The 19,415-nt window shown below is 70.0% G+C and carries 18 protein-coding genes and 2 pseudogenes; 14 read left to right on the top strand and 6 right to left on the bottom strand.

Annotation, left to right across the window (positions count from 1 at the left end):
* Nucleotides 1-59: 59 nt before the first annotated feature.
* Together ACGFT1_RS26725 and ACGFT1_RS26730 are read left to right on the top strand one after the other, a co-directional pair.
* On the top strand, nt 60-1,052 hold the full coding sequence (locus ACGFT1_RS26725) for a hypothetical protein (protein WP_373911516.1): 993 nt from the start codon (nt 60-62) through the stop codon (nt 1,050-1,052).
* The gene (locus ACGFT1_RS26730; protein ID WP_373911517.1) at nt 1,052-1,387 is read left to right on the top strand and encodes a MarR family winged helix-turn-helix transcriptional regulator; all 336 of its coding nucleotides are present in this window, start codon (nt 1,052-1,054) and stop codon (nt 1,385-1,387) included. Before ACGFT1_RS26725 ends, ACGFT1_RS26730 begins: the two co-directional genes overlap by 1 nt.
* 66 nt (nt 1,388-1,453) lie before the next feature.
* Here the strand turns inward: ACGFT1_RS26730 and ACGFT1_RS26735 are convergent, their stop codons facing one another.
* Complete coding sequence (locus ACGFT1_RS26735) at nt 1,454-2,077, bottom strand: TetR/AcrR family transcriptional regulator (RefSeq protein ID WP_373911518.1); 624 nt, start codon at nt 2,075-2,077, stop codon at nt 1,454-1,456.
* Nucleotides 2,078-2,285: 208 nt separating this feature from the next.
* Between ACGFT1_RS26735 and ACGFT1_RS26740 the strand changes: the two genes are divergently transcribed.
* Nucleotides 2,286-4,499, top strand: a complete 2,214-nt coding sequence (locus ACGFT1_RS26740; protein WP_373911519.1) for an MMPL family transporter — start codon at nt 2,286-2,288, stop codon at nt 4,497-4,499.
* A gap of 32 nt (nt 4,500-4,531) precedes the next feature.
* Nucleotides 4,532-5,254: a hypothetical protein gene (locus ACGFT1_RS26745; RefSeq protein ID WP_373911520.1), complete on the top strand. Its 723-nt coding sequence runs from the start codon at nt 4,532-4,534 to the stop codon at nt 5,252-5,254.
* 50 nt (nt 5,255-5,304) lie between these two features.
* On the opposite strand, the gene ACGFT1_RS26750 is transcribed toward ACGFT1_RS26745, so the two are convergent.
* Nucleotides 5,305-5,787 (bottom strand): YrdB family protein, encoded by a 483-nt coding sequence (locus tag ACGFT1_RS26750; protein WP_373911521.1) that lies wholly within the window; start codon nt 5,785-5,787, stop codon nt 5,305-5,307.
* On the opposite strand from ACGFT1_RS26750, the gene ACGFT1_RS26755 reads away from it, so the two are divergent.
* Nucleotides 5,707-6,138 carry a hypothetical protein gene (locus ACGFT1_RS26755; protein WP_373911522.1) on the top strand — a complete coding sequence of 144 codons (432 nt, stop codon included), beginning with the start codon at nt 5,707-5,709 and terminating at the stop codon, nt 6,136-6,138. The genes ACGFT1_RS26750 and ACGFT1_RS26755 overlap by 81 nt on opposite strands.
* Nucleotides 6,139-6,804: 666 nt before the next feature.
* On the opposite strand, the gene ACGFT1_RS26760 is transcribed toward ACGFT1_RS26755, so the two are convergent.
* The gene (locus tag ACGFT1_RS26760) at nt 6,805-7,026 is read right to left on the bottom strand and encodes a hypothetical protein (protein WP_373911523.1); all 222 of its coding nucleotides are present in this window, start codon (nt 7,024-7,026) and stop codon (nt 6,805-6,807) included.
* Nucleotides 7,027-7,514: 488 nt separating this feature from the next.
* On the opposite strand from ACGFT1_RS26760, the gene ACGFT1_RS26765 reads away from it, so the two are divergent.
* The 6 genes and pseudogenes from ACGFT1_RS26765 (at nt 7,515) to ACGFT1_RS26790 (ending at nt 13,653) form a co-directional block, all read left to right on the top strand.
* Nucleotides 7,515-9,257: an endo-1,4-beta-xylanase gene (locus ACGFT1_RS26765; protein WP_373911524.1), complete on the top strand. Its 1,743-nt coding sequence runs from the start codon at nt 7,515-7,517 to the stop codon at nt 9,255-9,257.
* Between the two features lie 522 nt (nt 9,258-9,779).
* Entirely contained in the window at nt 9,780-10,214 is a 435-nt protein-coding gene (locus ACGFT1_RS26770; RefSeq protein ID WP_373911525.1) for a hypothetical protein, read from the top strand.
* A gap of 246 nt (nt 10,215-10,460) precedes the next feature.
* Nucleotides 10,461-10,816: pseudogene (locus ACGFT1_RS26775) on the top strand (hypothetical protein); the annotation flags it as partial.
* A gap of 280 nt (nt 10,817-11,096) precedes the next feature.
* The gene (locus ACGFT1_RS26780; RefSeq protein ID WP_373911526.1) at nt 11,097-11,651 is read left to right on the top strand and encodes a hypothetical protein; all 555 of its coding nucleotides are present in this window, start codon (nt 11,097-11,099) and stop codon (nt 11,649-11,651) included.
* Nucleotides 11,652-12,029: 378 nt separating this feature from the next.
* Entirely contained in the window at nt 12,030-12,971 is a 942-nt protein-coding gene (locus ACGFT1_RS26785; RefSeq protein ID WP_373911527.1) for a hypothetical protein, read from the top strand.
* A gap of 22 nt (nt 12,972-12,993) precedes the next feature.
* Nucleotides 12,994-13,653 carry a hypothetical protein gene (locus tag ACGFT1_RS26790; protein WP_373911528.1) on the top strand — a complete coding sequence of 220 codons (660 nt, stop codon included), beginning with the start codon at nt 12,994-12,996 and terminating at the stop codon, nt 13,651-13,653.
* A 333-nt stretch (nt 13,654-13,986) separates the two neighbouring features.
* On the opposite strand, the gene ACGFT1_RS26795 is transcribed toward ACGFT1_RS26790, so the two are convergent.
* Genes ACGFT1_RS26795 through ACGFT1_RS26805 form a run of 3 tightly spaced genes read right to left on the bottom strand, consistent with a single transcriptional unit; the run spans nt 13,987 to nt 17,129 of the window.
* The gene (locus ACGFT1_RS26795) at nt 13,987-14,637 is read right to left on the bottom strand and encodes a response regulator transcription factor (RefSeq protein ID WP_143600460.1); all 651 of its coding nucleotides are present in this window, start codon (nt 14,635-14,637) and stop codon (nt 13,987-13,989) included.
* Entirely contained in the window at nt 14,625-15,872 is a 1,248-nt protein-coding gene (locus ACGFT1_RS26800; protein ID WP_373911530.1) for a sensor histidine kinase, read from the bottom strand. The genes ACGFT1_RS26795 and ACGFT1_RS26800 overlap by 13 nt, the downstream gene beginning before the upstream one ends.
* A gap of 48 nt (nt 15,873-15,920) precedes the next feature.
* On the bottom strand, nt 15,921-17,129 hold the full coding sequence (locus tag ACGFT1_RS26805) for an alpha/beta hydrolase family protein (protein WP_373911531.1): 1,209 nt from the start codon (nt 17,127-17,129) through the stop codon (nt 15,921-15,923).
* Between the two features lie 187 nt (nt 17,130-17,316).
* On the opposite strand from ACGFT1_RS26805, the gene ACGFT1_RS26810 reads away from it, so the two are divergent.
* The 3 genes and pseudogenes from ACGFT1_RS26810 to ACGFT1_RS26820 all read left to right on the top strand — a co-directional run.
* Nucleotides 17,317-17,541: a hypothetical protein gene (locus ACGFT1_RS26810; protein ID WP_373911546.1), complete on the top strand. Its 225-nt coding sequence runs from the start codon at nt 17,317-17,319 to the stop codon at nt 17,539-17,541.
* Nucleotides 17,477-18,637: pseudogene (locus tag ACGFT1_RS26815) on the top strand (IS701 family transposase); the annotation flags it as partial. The gene ACGFT1_RS26810 and the pseudogene ACGFT1_RS26815, both read left to right, overlap by 65 nt.
* 545 nt (nt 18,638-19,182) lie before the next feature.
* Nucleotides 19,183-19,415, top strand: a 233-nt coding sequence (locus ACGFT1_RS26820; protein WP_373911532.1) for a hypothetical protein, incomplete at its 3' end; no start/stop codon positions are given.

The raw sequence follows: 19,415 nt of genomic DNA on the forward strand, positions 1-19,415 counted from the left end.
GCCGACCCGGGTAGAGCCTGCGATGCCCGGTCCCGCGCAGCCGGGCGGCCGAGGGGGGCGTGCGACCGTCATCCAGGCGGCCGGCGCAGGTACCGGGCGAGGAGTTCGGTGACTGGCCGGCCGGCCACGCCGAGGGGGTGGCCGGGACCGGCCGCCCGGCCCTGGACGCGGTGCCGCGCCTGGTCGCCCTCGGCGACGGGACCCTCACCACGGCCAAGCGCCGTGCTCACCCGGAACGCAGCCGCCCGTCCAGCGGGAGCGGCTGTTTGCGCGTCAGTGTCGAAGCGCGGTCACCAGGAGCGGCTGTTTGCGCGTCAGTGTCGAAGCGCGGTCACCAGGAGCGTCTCGGCGGCGCGCGGTCCGTCCCCGGCGGGCAGGGTCTCGGCGCCTGGACCCTGGCCGTGCTCGGGGAGCGGATCGGCTGCTACGCGGCCACCGTTTCGCGGCTGGAACGTCGCTCGTGGGTGGCCGACTTGACGCTGGTGCACTTGGCGGCGGCCGAGGTCGGCGTGCCCCGACACATCCTGATGACTTCTCTGGCGCCACCGGCCACGGCGGCACCGGCCGGCACGACAGTGACGGCCAGCCCGCGTGACGCAAAGGAGGACCCCATGCGCCGCCGCACGCTGCTCACCGCCACGGCGGCCGCCGGACCGGCCGCCCTGCTCACTGGGTTGGACGAGGCCCTCGCTGCCACCCCCGCGCCGACGAGCGGCCAGGGCCCCCTGGACGGCCGTCTGGCCACCGCCCGGGAGCTGTACGACAAAGGCGTGCACGGTCGGCTCCTGGCCGTGCTGCCCGGCCTCATCGCGGACGGACACCGCGCCGCCGCGTCCCGCCACAACCTCGACCAGGCCCGGCTGTCCTCGGTCTACACACTGGCCTCCTCGATCCTCAGCAAGGTCGGCGCCTACGACAAGGCGCGGCTCACCGCGGACCGGGCCCGGACCTGGGCCGAAGTATCCGGCTCCCCGCTCGCGGCGGCCGCCGCCGCCCGGGAACTGGCGATCGTGCTGCGCCACCAGGACCGCCACGGCGAGGCCAGCGCCTGATGACCTCGGCGGCCGCTGACGTGGAGGCGACCTTGTACGCGACGGACGGCCAGACCCAGAGCGAACTCGCCCCCCGCACCGGCGTCGAACAGCCCACCATGGCCGAAAACCTGCGCCGTATGGAACGCGACGGGCTCATCACCCGCTCTCCCGACCCCGCCGACGCCCGCCGCGCCCTGGTCCACCTCACCGGCAAAGCTCGCGGCATCCGCGGCGACGTCCAGGCCCTGCGCTCCGGCATCGACGCACAAGCTCTCGCCGGCTTCACCGGCGAAGAACGCGACCGGCTCGCCGGCCGTCTCGTCGACAACCTCCACACCCTCACCGGCGACTGAGCCCCAGGCTCTCCCTGCCGGGGCCGGCCGGCCCGTACCCCCGGGTCCGCAGCCGTCCCTCGCCCGTCAAGGCTGCTCGGGGGAGCCGATCGACCGCAGTATCCCGAGGGCCCGGAGCAGGGGCGCCGGGCCGGTGTCCGTGAGGCCGGCGGCCCGGCGCGCCCTGCGGGTGCGCAGGACGGCACGCACCGCGGACAGGGCGGCGCACGCGATCACCGCGGCCGTGAGGTCGGCGTCCGGGGTGTCGGGCGGCAGTCTGCGCTCGACCAGGACGGTGAGCCGCTCCTCGAAGTCGGAGAAGGCCTGGACGAGCCGGGCCGTGACGACGTTCTCGATGCCCTGGACCGGATGGCTGAGGGCGGTCAGAGTGGAGGCGGCGAACGGCTCGGCCGCCTCCAGGAGGGCGTTGCACACCGCGTCCAGCGGCGCCTCCCGCACCGGCCGCCGGGCCAGGGCGTCCTCCACGTAGGCGAAGATCTCCACGCTGTCCGGCAGCAGGAGCGCCTCCTTGCTCTCGAAGTAGCGGAAGAAGGTGCGCGCCGAGACGTTCGCGCAGGCGGCGATGTCCGCGACGGTGGTCGCCTCGAAACCGCGCTCCCTGAACAGGCGTGCGGCCCCCTCCAGCAGGCGGTGCCGCGTCTCCTCCTTCTTGCGTTCGCGCAGGCCGGCGGTGGCGCTCTCATGGGACATGCCGGAAGCCTCCCGCGCTGTGGCACGACTGTCAATTGACACACGGTGCCACTCGCGAGGACGGCGCCCCCCACCGCCGCGGCCTCCCCGCAGCCCCGGGATTGCGCCCCGAGCGTCGCGTCCCCACGAAATGTCACCCATGCCAATTGTCATCCATCACTATGTCTCTAGAGTTCGTGTCACTCGTGACACTTTTCTGGAGGCCCCGGTGGCTCGACCCGTACCGCACCCACCACCCCCGCCGAGCGAGCCGCACACCGCCGCCCCTGCGGCGCCCGGCCCGCCCACCGCCCGTCGGGCTGGGGGACTGGGCCGCCTCGGCGGTTTCTCCGCCCGGCACCCGGCAGCGGTGATCGCCGCCTGGCTGCTGGTCCTCGTGGCCGCACTGGCCGGACGGCACCTGGCCGCGCCCACGTTCAGCGACCAGGTCAGCCTGCCCGGCACCGCCTCCCACACCGGCGCCGATCTCCTCGCCGCCTCGATGCCCGAGGCGGGCAGGCCGAACGGCAAAGTCGTCTTCCACACCGGCTCCGGCACCCTGGCCGACCACCGGTCCGCGCTCGACCGCACCCTGACCGACCTGCGCGGACTGCCGCACGTCACCGCCGTCTCGACGCCGGTCACCAGCGCCGACGGACGCACCGCGTACTCCACCGTCTCCTTCGACGAGCAACTGAAGAACCTCGGCCACGACTACACCGGCCGGCTCGACACCGCCACCCACCCCGCCCGGAACGCGGGACTCGGCGTCGCCTACGGCGGCGACCTGGACCAGGTGGTCCGCGCCCCCGCCGACGACACGCTGAGCGAGGGCATCGGCGTCGCCACCGCCCTCGCCATCCTGCTGCTCGCCTTCGGCAGTGTCCTCGCCGCGCTGCTGCCCCTGATCACCGCGCTGCTCGCCGTCGGCGCCGGCCTCGGCATCGTGGGCATCGTCGCCGCCACCGTCTCCTTCGCGACCTCGGCCACCACCCTCGCCGGCATGATCGGCCTGGGCGTCGGCATCGACTACGCCCTGTTCCTGACGACGCGTTTCCGCCAGGACCTCATCGACGGGCGCGACCCGGTCGACGCCGCCGCCCGCACCGCGCACACCAGCGGACGCGCCGTCCTCGCCGCCGCTCTCACCGTGGCCGTCGCCCTGCTCAGCCTCTACGCCTGCGGGCTGACCTTCATCGGGAAGATCGGCCTCGCGGCCACCCTCGCCGTGGTCGTCACCGCCGCCGCCGCGCTCACCCTCGTACCGGCGGCCCTGGCCCTGGTGGGCCGACGCATCGACCGGCTCAGGCTGCGCCGCCCGGTCGCCGAGGGCACGGCGGCCGGCGACGGCCGCAACCGCTACGCGGACCTCGTCGCCCGGCGCCCCTGGACGTTCCTCACCACCGGCGTCGCCGTCCTCGGCGTGTGCGCGCTGCCCCTGCTGTCGATGCGCCTCGGCCACGTCGACGCCGGCGCCGACCGGCCCGGCAGCAGCACCCGAACCGCCTACGACTGGATCGCCCGAGCCGACGGGCAGGGCTTCGGGGTGGGGGCGAACGGGCCCGTCGTCACCGTCGTCGACGTGAGCGACGCCACGACGCCCGTCGACCGGATCACCAGCGACGTGGCCGCGGCCCTCGCGACCGCCCACGGCGTGGCCGCCTTCACCCCCCTCAGAGCGAGCGCCGACGGCAACATCCTCGTCACCACGCTCACCCCGACCACCGGCCCGCAGGACGCCGCCACCGGCGACCTGGTCACCACCCTCTCCGCACGGACCCTCCCCGACGCCCTGCACCACACCGGCGCCACCGCCTACCTCACCGGCACCGTCGCCGGCCAGGCCGACTTCAAGGACACCGTCGGCCACCGGCTGCCCATCGTCATCGGCATCGTCCTGGTCCTCGCCTTCCTGCTGCTCATGACGGTCTTCCGCAGCCTGCTCATCGCGCTCAAGGCCGTCGTGCTCAACCTGTGCACGACGGCGGCGTCCTACGGCGTGCTCGTCGCGGTCTTCCAGTGGGGCTGGGGCGACCGACTGCTGGGACTCTCCGAGCCGGTGCCCATCGAGTCGTACGTGCCGATGATGATGTTCGCGATCGTCTTCGGGCTGTCCATGGACTACGAGATCTTCCTGCTGTCCCGGATCGCCGAGGCCTGGCACCGCACGGGCGACAACCGGCTCGCAGTGGGGGAGGGGCTCTCCGCGACGGCCCGCGTCATCTCCGCCGCCGCGTTCATCATGACCGCCGTGTTCCTGTCCTTCACCGCCTCACCGACCGTCGTCGTGAAGATGCTCGCCCTGGGACTGGCGATCAGCGTGGTGGTCGACGCCACCGTGGTCCGCCTGATCCTGGTGCCCTCCGCCATGTTCCTCATCGGCCGGGCGAACTGGTGGCTACCCCGCCCGCTCGACCGGATCCTGCCGCGCCTGCACGCCTGACCATCCACCGACCGATCCGGAGCCCTGGTCCCGTGAAACCGAACCCGCGCGGAAAGACCCGCTTCGTCCTGGCCGCGACCGCCGCGTCCCTGGCCCTGCTCACCGGCGCGACCGACTTCCTGGTCGAGCACCACACCGAGGACCGCATCGCCGCCCGCGCCGCGCGCCGGCTACGGCCGGACGGCCCCGTACACGCCGACCTCACCACCCCCCTCGCCGGCCTGCGCACCCTGGGCGGCGAGGTGGGAGACGTCGACGTGCACGCGAAAGGGGTCCACCGCCGGCACACCGTGCTGGACCTGCGCGTCCACCTCAACGACGTGACGACCGGGGGTGACAGCGCCGGCGGCACCGCGACCGCCACCGTGGGCTACGACCAGGTGACCCGGCGCCTGGCCGCGACGGGCGGCACCCTGACCGCCGGCGGCCAGGACGGCGACCTGATCCTCTCCGGAAGCGCCGGCCGCCTGGGCCTGCCGGTCACCGTACGAACACACCTGTCCACCACCGGGCACGCCCTCACCATCACGCCCACCACGGTCGGCGTCCTCGGCCGCACCGTGGCCGTCGACGACCTCGCCGGGCTGCCGGCCACCTCCCCACTCCGCGACGAACTGCGGCCGAGGACCGTGGCCGTCACCCCACTGCCCCACGGAGTCACGCTCACCTCGGCACACGCCGGAGACGACGGCCTCGTCCTCGACTTCTCCGTCGCGGCCGGCCCCACACCTGGCACCGCAGGGACAACCACCTGACCCACCGGGCGGTGACGGTCGTCAGGAGCCCCGGGCGCCGGAGCGAGCCGTCACGGAAGGTCGCAGGGCGCCGCGGGAGACGCCGTCAACTCCCCGGCGGCCGGCGGACCTGCCCTTCCGGGCGCCGGCCGGCGGAACGTGTCCGCCACCGTGACGTTCACGACTGTCACGACGGCCACGATCACCGCCCCGACCGGATGCCCGACCCCGCAGAGCGCCACCGCACCCCCGCCCAGCACCAGCGCCTTCACGAACAGGACACCGGGCAGCGCCGGCCGGAACACCGCCCGGGGCGCGGCGAACAGCCACCACAGCACCACGGCCACCACCGGAGTCCCGATGCCGAGCAGCACGCTCGGCCCCGTACCACCGCCGGCGGCAAAACTCCACCAGAGCGCCTCCCCGGCCACCTTCAGCTGATCTGCCCGCCCATCGCCCGGGGGGAAAGCACCATGAAGCCCACACCGCACACCGCGTCCGTGCTCACCACCGCGTGCTACGCCTTCTACGATCTGCACCGCCCGGCCTATCACGCCTACGCCGCCGCACGCCGTCCGCAGGAGGAGGCCCGGCTCAGCGTCACCCAACTCTTCGACCTCATCGCCGGCAACTGGACCTGGATCATGACCGAACAATGTCCCTCCGCCTGGGCCTGGCAGGAGCACACCCGCGCCGTCGCCCGCCGCGCCGGCCGCACTCCCACCCCGGCCGAAGACACCGCGCTCCTCCACGACGACCTACGCCTGAGCATCGACCGCATCGCCACCATCACCGGCACCGCCCCTGCCCGGGTCACCACGCCTCTGGCCGCCGCCCGCCGCATTCGCAAACCGGCCGGTCTCAGAACCACACCCCCTGCTCCCCAAGTACTCCACAGCGCCTGACCGCCACGCCTGACGGCGCCCGCTCGTCGCCCACTGGATGCGTCAGGCCCTCGACACGGAATTCCACATCGTCCACGCCCACCACCGCGCCCGGCTGAATCGGCCGCGGGCCACCGCAGGCCGCCACCCTGCGCGAAGCCGTAGAACGTCTCAACGCCGAAGAGATCTGCGGCGAGTCCCCACCGCCCCGACCAGCGGCTGGCCAACCAGATCCAGGAACGCGGCCCCCGCTGACCCTCCACCGCGATGGCCCCTGCCGACGGCGACGCGGTCACGTCCCCGGTCCGCCGCCGTGCCTGCGCCGTCACCGGGACGCGTCCCCGTGGTCCCGTCGCCCGGCTGTTCGCGTCCGGGGCGATGCTGGGGGCCGTGGCCGACTTGCCCCGGCCGCCTCCACGCGTTGCAGCGGCCAGCTGCGTAGTCACCCGGCCATCGGGAGGCCGCTGGGTTTCTACCGGGCGAGGGTGACGGTGATCGGGGTGTCGGGGCACTGTTCGAGGACCTCGGCCAGTGCGGTCTGTTCAGGGGTGTCGACGGTCCGGCCACAGCGGGTTTTGCCGGCGATCCAGTCGGTGACGTAGGTGCAGGGGTAGCCGGCGGCCGGGGGCAGCCACGGGGAGGAGTCCCGGTCGGCCTTGGACCGGTTGGAGGCGGCCGAGACGGCGATCAGGTCGCGGGGATCATCGAGGTCGTGGCGTAGGCCTCGCGCTCCGCAGGCGTCCAGGTGGAGGTCCCGGAGTCCCAGGCTTCGGCGAGGGGGAGGAGGACGGCCGTGCCGTCTCGTTCCTGCGGGACCCGGCCGCCGCCACCGGGGCCCGCCCGGCGCCCGGACAGCCCACGATCCTGCCCGGCATCGCCACCACCGACGAGGCGTGCCCAAGTACTCACCGCCGCCGGACTCGGCGACATCCCCGCGCTCCGTTCCTGGCTCGACCAGGCAGCTGGCCAGCTCATCGAGGCCCCCGCCCGGCGCGTCCAGTCCGTGCCCCGCCCCGCCCAGCACCGCAGCAAGTCGCATGACCGCCCGGACGATTCCGCGTATTCGCACGTCACGACCAGCGCATCAACTCCGTGCACTCGGCCTCGCTGAGTACCAGTTCTGACTTGTGGCGGCCCGGCTGCGGCTCGCCCGCCAGTCCCACCATCCGCCGGTCAGCGAACCGTGAGCGCTACTTGCGTACCGTCTCCGTGGATACCCTGAAGTCCGCTGGGACACGCGTATTTGATGCGCCTTCCGCGCAGGCCGCAACGATCCGGGCCCGCTCCGCCACACGAGCTGGGACGTGCCGCACAAGGCCGCCGTACCTCATGTGTGATGAACTGTGGCCCGGTTTCGAGACGTTGACCTCGTCTCGAACAAGAGAGTGGGAGGGGCCGTGGACCTTGGTGGGGGGACGTGGCAGCGACTGACCGCCGTGGTGCTCGTCATGGCGGTGGCGGCCGGGTGTACGGGGCAGGGCGAAGGCGCGGCCGGCGGAGACGACGAAGACCTGCTGCGGAACCACGACTGGACGCAGATGCCGGGCACCACCGCGCGGAACGGCATCCTGCGGGTCAGCGCATTGGATCGGCACATCGTGGAGCAGGACTCCTCCGGCGGCCAGCCCAACCCCCCGCTGAACCTGGCCGGCCCACATCTTAGGTCCGATGGCGACTTCACCGTCACCGCGCGCATGTCCGGTGTGGGTGACGATGACGGCGACTCATGGCTGCGGCTGTACGGACGGGTACCGGTCATCTACGACGAGTGGCGGCAGGAGCGGCCCTCACTCCGCGTCGGCGTGACCGCTGACGGACAAGTGAAGGTGCAGATATGGGACGGCGAGGGCGATGAGCCGGCCACCTCCAAGGATTTCGACTGCGGCTGCTCCGGGACGGTGACGCTCGCCGTGTCGAGCATCGGTGACACCTTCCGCGTGAAAGCCGACGGGCGGTGGCTGGGAACCGTGCAGGACCCGGGGGTGTTCGCCGAGGGCACTGTCTGGTTCGGTCTGGAGGCGGACGCGGGCGAAGACGAGCGCCGCGAGGGATGGCGTCTGACGCAGCTGATCGCGCGGGCAGAGAGCGGTGACTCGCTCCGCGTGATCAAGGCGCCGCAGCTACGCCAGGAGCAGTCCGACGACTCGCTGCGTGCGCGTGCCGCAGAGGTGGGGCGGCCGTTCGACGTCGGCGCCGCCCTGGCCGAGAACCCGCTGCTCACCGACTCACGCTACCGGGCGCTCGCGGGGAGCCAGTTCTCCATGCTCACTCCGGAGAACGCGTTCAAGCCACAGTTCCTCCACCCACGCCGGGGCGTCTACGACTTCCGCGACGCGGACCTGCTCGTACGCTTCGCCCGCGCAAACGACATGAAGGTGCACGCGCACACCCTCGTCTGGCACGAGGCTCTGCCCAACTGGATGCGGGAGAACGACGACCCCGAGGAGGTGCGCCGGACCATGCTCCGGCACATCGCCATGGTCGCCGGGCACTTCAAGGGAAAGGTCGCGGAATGGGATGTGGTCAACGAGCCCATGTCCGACGACGAGAAGAGCTACACCAACGGGGATCTCGGTCTGCGCTCCGAGCAGAGCCCGTGGTTCGAGGCCATGGGCGAGGAGTACATCGACGAGGCGTTCAGGGCCGCCCACCGGGCCGATCCGAAGGCACGGCTGTTCCTCAACGAGTACGGGGTCGAGCAGGAAGGCGAGCGGTGGGACGCCCTTTACGATCTGGTCAAGCGGCTCAAGGAACGCGGCGTACCGATCGACGGCGTGGGTTTCCAGAACCATGAGTACACACCCGGCGACCGCATCGACCCGGAGACCTTCCGCAGCCATGTGCGGGATCTGGCGGAGCTCGGCGTTCAGGCGCGGGTATCGGAGATGGACGTCCCCATAGGTGAGGACGAGGAGGACGGGCGGCAGACCCAGGCTGATGAGATGGCGGGCAAGCTGCGGGTCTGCCTGGAGGAGCCGAACTGCACATCGTTCTCCACATGGGGATTCACCGACCGGTACGGTTCCACCGCCGACACCAAGGTCTATCCTCCGCGCACGGCCGATTCCCTGCCGTGGGACGCGGCCCTGCGGCCGAAGCTGGCGTACGAGCGCCTGCTCGAGGCCTTTGACGAGGCGTGAGGAATCAAGGTGCGATCTCTCGGTTCGGTGTCGGTGGTAGTGAGAGTCAGTAGTGCTGGTTTGGGCCTGTGGGCTTTCAGCGCTGGGGGGTCATTGTCATGGGACGACCGGGGCCTGGCGGGACACTCCTGGTGTCCCGCCGGGGCGACCGGCCCTGCAAGGACGCCTGCGGCTCCGCGGCCAAGACGTCCCCGTGGGCATAGAGCTCGGGGATCGTGTCGGTCTACCGCCGGGGTGGCTGGCGGCTACTGGTCCGGGTGGACGGCTTGGACGCCGGTGCCGGCGTAGGCCTTAGGTGTCAGGGTGAGCAGGTACCGGCCGCCGGGGTGAGCGGCGGTGGGGCGGGCGACATGAATGGCGTGGACGGCGGCCCACGAGTGACCGAACCGCGACAACTCGGTGGCGGTTACCGCGGCGTCGGTGTCGAAGGCTTCGATAGGAAACGAGTGCTCCTCGCTCCATGACGCATGCCAACACGTGAAACGCTTCCGACCAGGATCACCCCCACCGCAGGAGCCGCGAATGTCCAGGACCGCCGACATCGATCTCGTGTTCGCACGTGCCGTCACCGTTGACGCCGTGGTGCGAGCCCTGGCCGGCGAGGGATGGTCGCTGCAGGAACCGCTTGGTATCTCCTACGTGGTCAACAACAACGACCTGTTCGACTGGCAGTCGGCTTCAACCGAGCAGGCAGCTGAAGTCCTGACCTCGGTGGATTCACCGGCCAATGTCGACCATCACGTCGGTGTCTGCATCTATCACTCAACTGCGGAAACCGGTGGCCAACTACTTTTTCAAGCTGGCCGCTTGCACTGTTCCTTCATCCCGACGATCGACCGGCGGAGCCTCGCCGGAACACCAGCCCTCACCGACATGGCCTGGTATCTGAACGCACTGGTGCCGCCCCTGCTTGCCCTGGGGCTGGCCAGCTACGAAGCGAGAGACCTTGCTGACTGAGACTCGTTCGTCAGCAGCTCTCGGTCGACATCCGGGCAGCACGCGCCCACGAAAAGCCCTCGCTACCTACCCAGCCGGTGTAACTCACCAGCCACGCGATCACGGAAGTTGAGCCAGAGCCCGTTCTTGGACAAAGCCAGGGGAGGACGCCTCGACCTGATCGCCGTCCATTACAGCCACCGGAACACCCCCGCGTCGGCGGGGAGGACAGCAGGGCGATCAGCTCACGCTGCGACGACAACGGAACTTCTCGACCTCGCCGACCCCGGTGAGGACGAGACCGGGGTCGTCCTGCGTGAGTGCGACGACGGCGCGGCAAGCCAGCGCTGGCGGTTCGTCCCGGCCGAGCCCCAGCGCACCAGCGACCCCGTGCTGCGCTGGGCACCTCTGAGTCACTGGACGGCCGCCGGTCCTGGCGGTTGGCCCGCTCGGCCGCGCTGCGGCCGGCACCCGGTGCGACGCCCTCCTTCAGCGACATGCTGCTGGTCCTCAAGCATTTCCGGAGCGACCAGGACGGCGGCGGGTGGAAGAGCGTCGGAGCAGGCCGCGCCTGCGGCGGGCAACCGGGCTGGTGGGCCGGGCTCGGTGAACGGTTCCTCGCCTTCTGACGACAACGCTGAGAACACGTCCGGCGCTGTGGCCTGCTGCGTCCTTCGGGTAGGAATGATCAACCTGTGGTGGCACAAACTGGCGTTGATCATCCTTGGGTGGCAATCGATCAGCGATCAGTGGCACAGGTCACCTGTGTCACCGAACTCTGACCGCGCGCCATCGAATCGTGACGGACGCGAGTTTGCGTCATCGAAGGTTGATCGCGCTGGTCAGAGCCCTGACAGGGTCCGTCCCGATCCCATCCCTGGCACAGGACAGCGGTGAGGGTCAGTGTCCGCGCAGGAGGTCCGCATACGCAGCCACGGCTCGCTCCCCCAGCTCGTCCGCAATGGACTGGACGAGCCTGAGGGCCTCCTCGTCGATTCGTTCCGCGTCCAGAACCTCGAAGAGCCTGTGACCTCCGAGCGCCAGGCGCAGCTGCTGCTCAGGGAGGTCGCGGAGGGCCCGGCCGGCGGATCCCTTGGATTTTGGAGAGCGGGCGGCGTCTTCGGTGAAGGCGGCCTCTTCGAGGTGTTCCAGAGCGTCGCGGACGAGCTTGAGGGCCTCGTCCTCGGGTGGCAGCTCCTCGCCCCGCTCGTGAGCGAGACGGGCGCGCCAGCGCTCGAGCTGGTGGGCGCACCAGATCAGGAGGTGTTCCTCGGCCCACTGCGTGCGGAAGTCGTCCTGGAGCTGCTCAACGGGCGGGCTGAAGTCCTCGGCAAGGTCCTAGGCCCGCGAGTCGGCGGCGCTGTCCTTCCGCGCCTGGCGGGTGCGGTGGGCCTGACGGATGACCGCTTCCGCCCACTGCTGCACGAAGTGGCGGGCGGCCTCCTCTCCCTCCGGTGACGGGTCTGGAAATCGCTGCTGCTTCCCCATGCGAGAAGGCTAGACGTCGACGGTTGGGCAGGCTGGCGCCGGTTCGGGGTGACCAGCGCGATCAACCTTCGGTGACACAAACTGGCGTCCGTCACGCTTCGATGGCACGCGGTCAGAATTCGGTGACACGGGAACGCCTGGATGATCAATTCCAAGGGTGCCACTGAAGGCTGCATCTGGCTGGCTGAGGGCGTGAATCGGCGGCTCCTCGTGCTCCAGTAGTTTTGTGTGCTCCCTTCGGCTGATTCTCACTCCTCCTGAGTGATGACATGGATGCGCCCGGCGGTTGACGCCCGGGGGGCAGCGGTGAATGAGACTTGAACTCTGTTGCGTGAATTGGGAGTTCAAGTGGATCGATGGGATCGGGCTGGGCGGGTCGCGGCGTATGGGGCAGCGCTGGCGCTGACGCCCTACCTGCTGATCAAGGTGTCGTGGGTGGTCGGTTCGCTCTTGGGGCTGCTGCCGGTCGGGACCGGATTCGGCAAGGCGGAGTGGGTGGTGCTCAACAGCGCCACGATCGGTATGGCAGGGATCGGGATCGCGGTGGCGCTCGCGCTGGTGCGGCCGTGGGGGATGCGCATACCGGCAGCCCCGTTGGCTTTCTGCGCTTGGGTTGGGACGGGGTTCCTCGTCCCCGTGCTGCCGTACGCCGTTCTCAGTTCGCTGCTGGGCTCGGAGGATGGCAATCCGAAGAGCGGGAGTGACGCAGGCTCGTCGATGCCGGTCTGGGAGGCCGCGCTGATTCAGATCGGGTTTGTAGGCATGGGGCTGGGTCTGGCCATCGCGCTGCCCACGTACTTGCGGCGGCGCTGGCCGGACGCGTTCGCGGGTAGGCTCGGCGACCGTGGGGAAGGCTCGCCAAGGGCGCTGCCATGGATGACGGTGGTCGGCGCCGCAGTCGGTCTCATCTGGCTGTATTGGGCGGTGGGCGGCACCGCGGGGGTTGCCCACCGCGGCGAGCGGGACCTCGCTTGGCATGTGCTGTCCGGCGTCTTCGGGCTCTGGGCCTTGGTGGCGTCCGCCGCCACCTGGGCTGCCGTCCGAGGCCGGCCCGCACGAGTCCCCCGATGGGGCCCGATGGTGTTCGGCTGGCTCGGCTCGGGCTCGTTGTTCGCCTGGAGCGGCTGGAAGCTTCCGTTCACCCTGTACCTGGCGGTCGCGCAGCCAGCCGGTGCGGCCCTGCCGGAAAACCTCGCGCTCGCGGCGGTCCTGCACCTTGCAGCCGTAGGGACGGGCGCCGCGATGCTGCGAGCGCTCGTTCGTACGCGGCTGGTGTCATCGAACTCGTAGCCGACCCGCCCAAGATCGTTGTGTGACGAACAACCTGGACACCCTCGCGACAGCACTGTATGCGGCGACCGGCGATCTGCTGAAACAGCGCCCGGACCTGGCGCCGTGGCGGCCTGCCGTGGGTATCCCGCCGCAGCTCACCGACGCCGAGCTGGTCACCCTCGCGATGATGCAGGCGATGCTCGGGTTCACCTCCGAGGCCAGGTGGCTCCGGTATGCCCGGGCCCACCTTCGCCACCTTTTCCCGTACCTGCCGCAGCAACCCGGCTACAACAAGCGGCTGCGCAAGGCCGCCGATCTGCTACGTCACGTCACCCGAATCCTGGCCACCAGCACCTCGGTGTGGAGCGACGACGTGTGGATCGTGGACTCCACACCCGTGGAATGCGGCCGCTCACGGGAGACCGTCAAACGCTCTGACCTGGCCGGATGGGCCGAGTACGGCTACTGCGCCAGCCACAGCCGCTTCTTCTGGGGTCTGCGCCTGCACCTGATATGCACCCTCCAGGGGCTGCCCATCGCCTTCGCGGGACACCTCAACCTCGAACAACACCGAGGACGCACACCTCGCGGTGTCATCACCCGCGTATTGCAGCGCATCCTCGCCTTGGCCGCCGTGATCTGGCACAACGATGCCACCGGACGGGACACCCTCCGCTCGCTGACAACGTACGTCCACTGACCCCTTGGAATTGATCATCTAGCAGTCGGCGTGCCACCCGGCCCGTGACGGGCCCTGGGGCCTGCTGTTCTCTCCACACCGTGCCCGGGGCCGGTGCGCCCAGAACCGCGACCAGGAGCGCGACGTGAGGCGCGAGCAGAGCTGCGACCAGGAGCGCGACCAGAGGCGCGACCTGGAGAAGCCGCGGCGCCGCAGTCCTCTCCGTCGTCGTCGCAGCCGGTGCCGGCCCCGACCGGGGGACCGGCCATGTCCGCCAGCAGCCCTGATAGGCGTGGGGCGGTATGAGGCCACGCCTAATACTCCAGCCGTAGATCGTGATCACGAAGGGGAAAGTCAGGCCCGGGACGCTCCGAGGAACCGCAGCACGGCCAGGACGCGGCGGTGGTCCGCGTCGACCACGGGCAGGTCAAGCTTGGCGAAGATGTTGTTGATGTGCTTCGCCACGGCGCTCTCGCTGACCACCAGCGCCTGCGCGATGCCGGCATTGGAGCGCCCCTCGGCCATCAGGCCGAGCACCTCCCGTTCGCGGGGGGTCAGCCGCGCGAGCGGGTCGCTGTCGCGCCGCAGCAGCAACTGGGCGACGACCTGCGGGTCCAGGGCCGTGCCCCCGTCCGCCACCCGCCGGACCGCCGCCACGAAGTCGGCGACATCGGCAACCCGCTGCTTGAGCAGGTAGCCCACACCGCTGGTGTTCGCAGACAGCAGGTCAGCCGCGTACCGCTCCTCCACGTACTGCGAGAGCAGCACCACCGGCGTCCCCGGCCAGCGCCGACGGATCTCCATCGCCGCCCGCACGCCCTCGTCGGTGAAGCCGGGCGGCATCCGGACGTCGATCAAGGCGAGTTCGGGCCGGTGTTCCGCCACTGCCGCCAACAGCCCCTCCGCGTCGCCGGCTTCCGCGGCGACCTGGAACCCGCCCATCTCCAGCACCTTGATCAGGCCGACCCGCAACAACACCGAATCCTCAGCGATCACCGCGCGCACGGCAGCTCCGCGGTGATGGTGGTGGGCCCGCCAACGGGGCTGCTGACGTGGAAGGCCCCGTCGAGGGAGCCGACCCGCTTGGCCAGCCCGGTCAGCCCCGTGCCGGCTGCGACATCGGCACCGCCCAGCCCGTCGTCGGTAACGCGCACTCGCAGCACCTCGCCGACCTGACGGACTATCACCTCTGCACGCGTCGCGTTGGCGTGCTTCGACGCATTGGTCAGCGCCTCAGAGATCACGAAGTACGCAACTGACTCCACGTTGGGCGCCACCCGCTCCTCCAGATTGACCCGCAGCCGCACCGGCAGGGGCGTGCGGGCAGCCAGCCCGGACAACGCCGCGTCCAGACCTCGGTCTTCGAGCACGGCCGGGTGCAGCCCCCGCACCAGGTCATTGAGTTCGGCGATCGCCTCCTTCGCCTCCAGGTGGGCTCTCGCGATCTCCTCGCGGGCATCACTCGGCAGGTCCGGGCGGGTGGCAATGGCCAGACCCAGGTTGACCGCGAGAGACACCAACCGCTGCTGGGTGCCGTCGTGCAGGTCACGCTCGATCCGGCGGCGCTCCGCGTCGACGGCCTCGATCAAGTCGGTCCGGCTCACGGCCAACTGATCGACCCGCTCCTGGAGCCGCTGCGCCCGGCTGGGCCCGAGCAGGCCCAACGCCAGCCGCGCCTCGGCCCGGGCTACTGCCCGCGCGGTCCAGGGCAGGGCGCACGGGAGGAGGAGTCCAGCCGCTGTGTAAGCCGGCAGCTGGGTCAGGTTGCCGAACCAGTCCTGGCGCATTCCGGTTGGCAGCGCCCATGCCCAGGCGTAGGCGGTGACGCCCGCCAGGCCCGCCGCCGCCAGCGCGAGCACCAGCAGCTCCAGCAGCGCGAGCAGCGGGCCCAGCAGGAGGTGGTAGCCGACCTTGCGCCAGGGCCGCGTTGCCGCGAGCCACCGGGCGGCCGAGGCCCACGTCCATTTCTCCGGCGCGGTGGGGGTGAGCCGGGGGACGTCCACACCGATGAGCACCCGGTAGCGAGCCCGCTGAACGGCCGTCAGCACCGGGGTGCAGAGCAGGACCAGGGCGGCCGACATGGAAACCGTCAGGAGCCAGTTCCCCGTCCTGGCGGTAGTCAGCCCCGCCCAGGATGACACGGGCACCAGCGCCAGGTGCGGCAGCACACCAGCGGCAAGAAAGCCGGTGTCCCGCCGCGCCCGGACGACCGTGCGTCTCGGTCCAGCTGGAATCGTCATGGCACGACGCTAGGACACCGCAGGAGGAGGGACTGTACGGTCACTGGTTTAACTCCCGAGCTGGAAGAGTACTTCCGGATTGTTCGGCGAGGGGCCCTCCAGCAGCGGACTGTGGATCCCCTTCAGCGTCCGGTCGAAGAACGCCGTCACGTACTCACGCGTGATCATGATTCCACGTTCGGGGTCGAGGGGCGGCGTCGGGAACCCGGCCTCCTCCTCGAGCAGGTCCACGTCGGTGAAGCTGGGGTGGTTGGCGCCGGTGACCGCCAGCCACTTCTTGTAGCCGCCGAGGGCGGCCCAGGCCTGCCCCCAGTTGTCGCCACCGCCGGCCGAGTGGTAGGCGGCCGCACCCAGCATGAGGAACGGCCGATTGATCTGGCCGGGCATCGGGGCCGGGCTGAAGGTGCCGTCCATGTTCACCCCGGCCAGTACTCGCGGGTCGGCGATCATCGTGGTGGCGGCGGCCGCTCCGCCGATGGAGTGTCCGGCCATGCCGATCTCGTGCTTGTCGATGAGGTGTGCCAGGCGCCACGCGCTATTGCCATGCGTCAACTGGTCGATCACGAAGGACACGTCCAGCGCGCGGCTGGCGGTGACCGTGTCCGTGTCGAGGTTCGGGTCATCGCAGATCGCGCACGGCGGCGTCTGGCCGTTCGCCAGCGTCTCGCCGCTGTCCTCGTAGGTGTGGCCGACGAGCGCGACGACGTAGCCGTGACTGGCCAGGGCGGTCGCGAGCGAGGTGAGCACCATGCGCGGGTCCCCGAACCCGGGTGAGAGGACCACCAGCGGATACTTCCCGCGTTGCGGCCGCGCGCCGTCGAAGGCGTGAGTGGTGACGCTGGAAAGCTTCTGCGGGGTGACGCCGGAGCTCGCCGGTATCTTCGCGTGCTGGATGTGTCCGGCTGCCTCGGCGAGGGTCATATAAGGGGCCGGCGTCCCGGTCCCGGGGACGGCCGGGTAGACCATCGTGACGGTCAGTTGGCGGGGGCCGGATGACGGCACCCACGGGTCGGGACGGCTCGCGTCGGTAAGGTGGATGACGTCCTCGCCGGCGGCGTAGGGGCCGTTCGGCGCAGGGAGCGTGCCTTGGAGGGACCGCGGTGGCGCGGTGGCCGTGGCCGGTGCGGTGGGTAACGCGTGCGTGGCCACCGGCGTGGCCGACGGTGTGGTCGTGGCGGCGGACCCGGCGCCGGTTCCGGTGGCGAGGGCGGTGAGCGCCAGCGCCGCGACGGCGCTGATACGGCGATTGCGTTTCATGGGATCGACGCTAGGGCCCCGCAGGAGGACGGTGCCATGAAACCTGTACCCGATCTCATGGTGAACCTAGTACCACCTGTGTATCTTGATCTTGTCCTGTGGGCGGACAGCATCTCGGGTCGGTAGGTCGGCTTCTGCTGGCCGCTGGCAGGGAGACCGGGCCCGGTGGAACAGGCACTATGCCCCGGTGAGCATCGTCATCAAGTTCTTCGTGGCACCGGACGCCGAAGCTGCCGCTGCTGTCGCAGAGGGTGGTCCCGACGGGGTCTTCGAGTCCCTGACCTTCGGCAACTTCGATGTCGAGGCGGTTCGCCCGGGTCGAGCCGCGTCGCAGGGCACGGGCCTTCGTGCTGGGCCTGCTGGCAGAGTTACCGCGGAAGAACTGCTGGACGATCGCGGAGCATGCCCGTGACAGCAGTCCGGCCGGTATGCAGCATTTGCTCAGCCGCGCGTCCTGGGACGCCGACAAAGTCCGCGACGACATACGGGACTTCGTGGTCGAGCACCTCGGCAACCAGGACGCCGTCCTGGTGGTGGACGAGACCGGTGACCTGAAGAAGGGCACCGCGAGCGTCGGGGTGCAACGCCAGTACACCGGGACCGCGGGGCGAATCGAAAACGCCCAGGTCGCCGTCTACCTCGTCTACTCCACCCCGGTCGGGCACGCTGCCATCGACCGGCGCCTCTACATCCAACGCTCCTGGACTCAGGACCCCGACCGGTGCCGGGCCGCAGGCATCCCGGACCACACGGGGTTCGCCACCAAGCCCGCCCTGGCCACCGAGATGATCACCCAGGCCCTGGACGCCGGCGTCACGGCCTCATGGGTCACCGGCGACGAGGTCTACGGTGGCGACCCCCACCTGAGCGCCGAACTGGAGCGCCGTCAGGTCGGCTACGTCCTCGCCGTCTCACGCAAGCGACCGATCCCGACCCGCGCGGGCATCTTCACGGCCGGCACGCTGGCCCACTGCCTCCCGAAGACTGCAGGGCAGCGACTCTCAGCCGGAGAGGGCGCCAAAGGTCACCGCTTCTACGACTGGGCCCAAGTAGAGATCGACAGCCCGGCGAGCAGCACGGGTCACCGGTCGTTGCTCATTCGACGCAACCGGTGCACCGGCCAACTCGCCTTCTAACGTTGCTACTCGGCTGGACCCGTTCCTTTGAGCGCTCTGGTCAGGGTGGCCGGGCGCCGCTGGACGGTGGAGGAGACCTTCCAGTCCGCGAAGGGCCTGACGGGCCTGGACGAGCACCAGGTCCGCCGCTGGACCTCCTGGCATCGCTGGACCACGCTGGCCATGCTCGCGCACGCATTCCTCGTGGTCACGGCCGCCATCGAACGGACCCCCGCGACCACGCCGCCAGGGCTCGCCCCGCTGACCTGCGGCGAGATCCAACGTCTCTTCACCGCCTTCGCCGCACCGCAACCACGCGGCCTGGCGCGCTGGTTCAATTGGTCATGCTGGCGCCGACGACACCAGGCCCGTGCACGGAGCAGCCACTACCAAACGTCAGGCACTCCACCAGTCGTGATCAAGATCTACAGCTGGAGTACTAAGCGTTGTCCCGTAACTTGGCACAGGGGCAAGAGCAGTAACCCCGTCGGGTCGCACCACTCCCTACGCCGTTCAATACAGGTGCCGCTCCGCTTGCCGTCGGACCATCCGCCCGAGATGCACCAGAGTTGCAACCGGGGGATGCTGGAGATGCTGGGCTACATCGAATTCCCTCGCCAGCGAATCGGCTCCCCATGGGGTGGCTTCAAAATCCGAGAGGTTTCGGGATGAAGCTTGGACAGGTCATAGCGGGTTGCAGTTCTGCTGACCTATACGTTCACGGGCAATGAAGAGCCCGCTGCGGCTACTGAACTGTAACAGTAACGACCTCGATGCATATGTCTATTCTGACCCCCAGAGTATTCGCCGGGGATAGAGGCGTAACGGATGCACCCAGATCGCTTCGTTGAATGCGGGTGACGACTCGGCCGCGACCCTCGTCACCCGCACTGCGACTGTCGAATTTTTCCGCGATGCACTGTGAGAGAAAGACGGGCATGGCCATGGATATTCTTTGGCATAACGCTGAAACCGCGGAGACTCAGATCTGGCTCATGAACGGAAATCAGATCGCCGGTCGGCCTACGGTGGTCGACGAGCAGAGTAGTCCCATCTTCATTGGATCACCGTGGAGCATTGTTGGGACCGGTGATTTCGATCAGAACGGCAGTGTCGATATCCTCTGGCATAACGCTGAAACCGCGGAGACTCAGATCTGGCTCATGAACGG

This window comes from Streptomyces sp. Y20, from assembly GCF_043195475.1.
Lineage (GTDB): Bacteria > Actinomycetota > Actinomycetes > Streptomycetales > Streptomycetaceae > Streptomyces.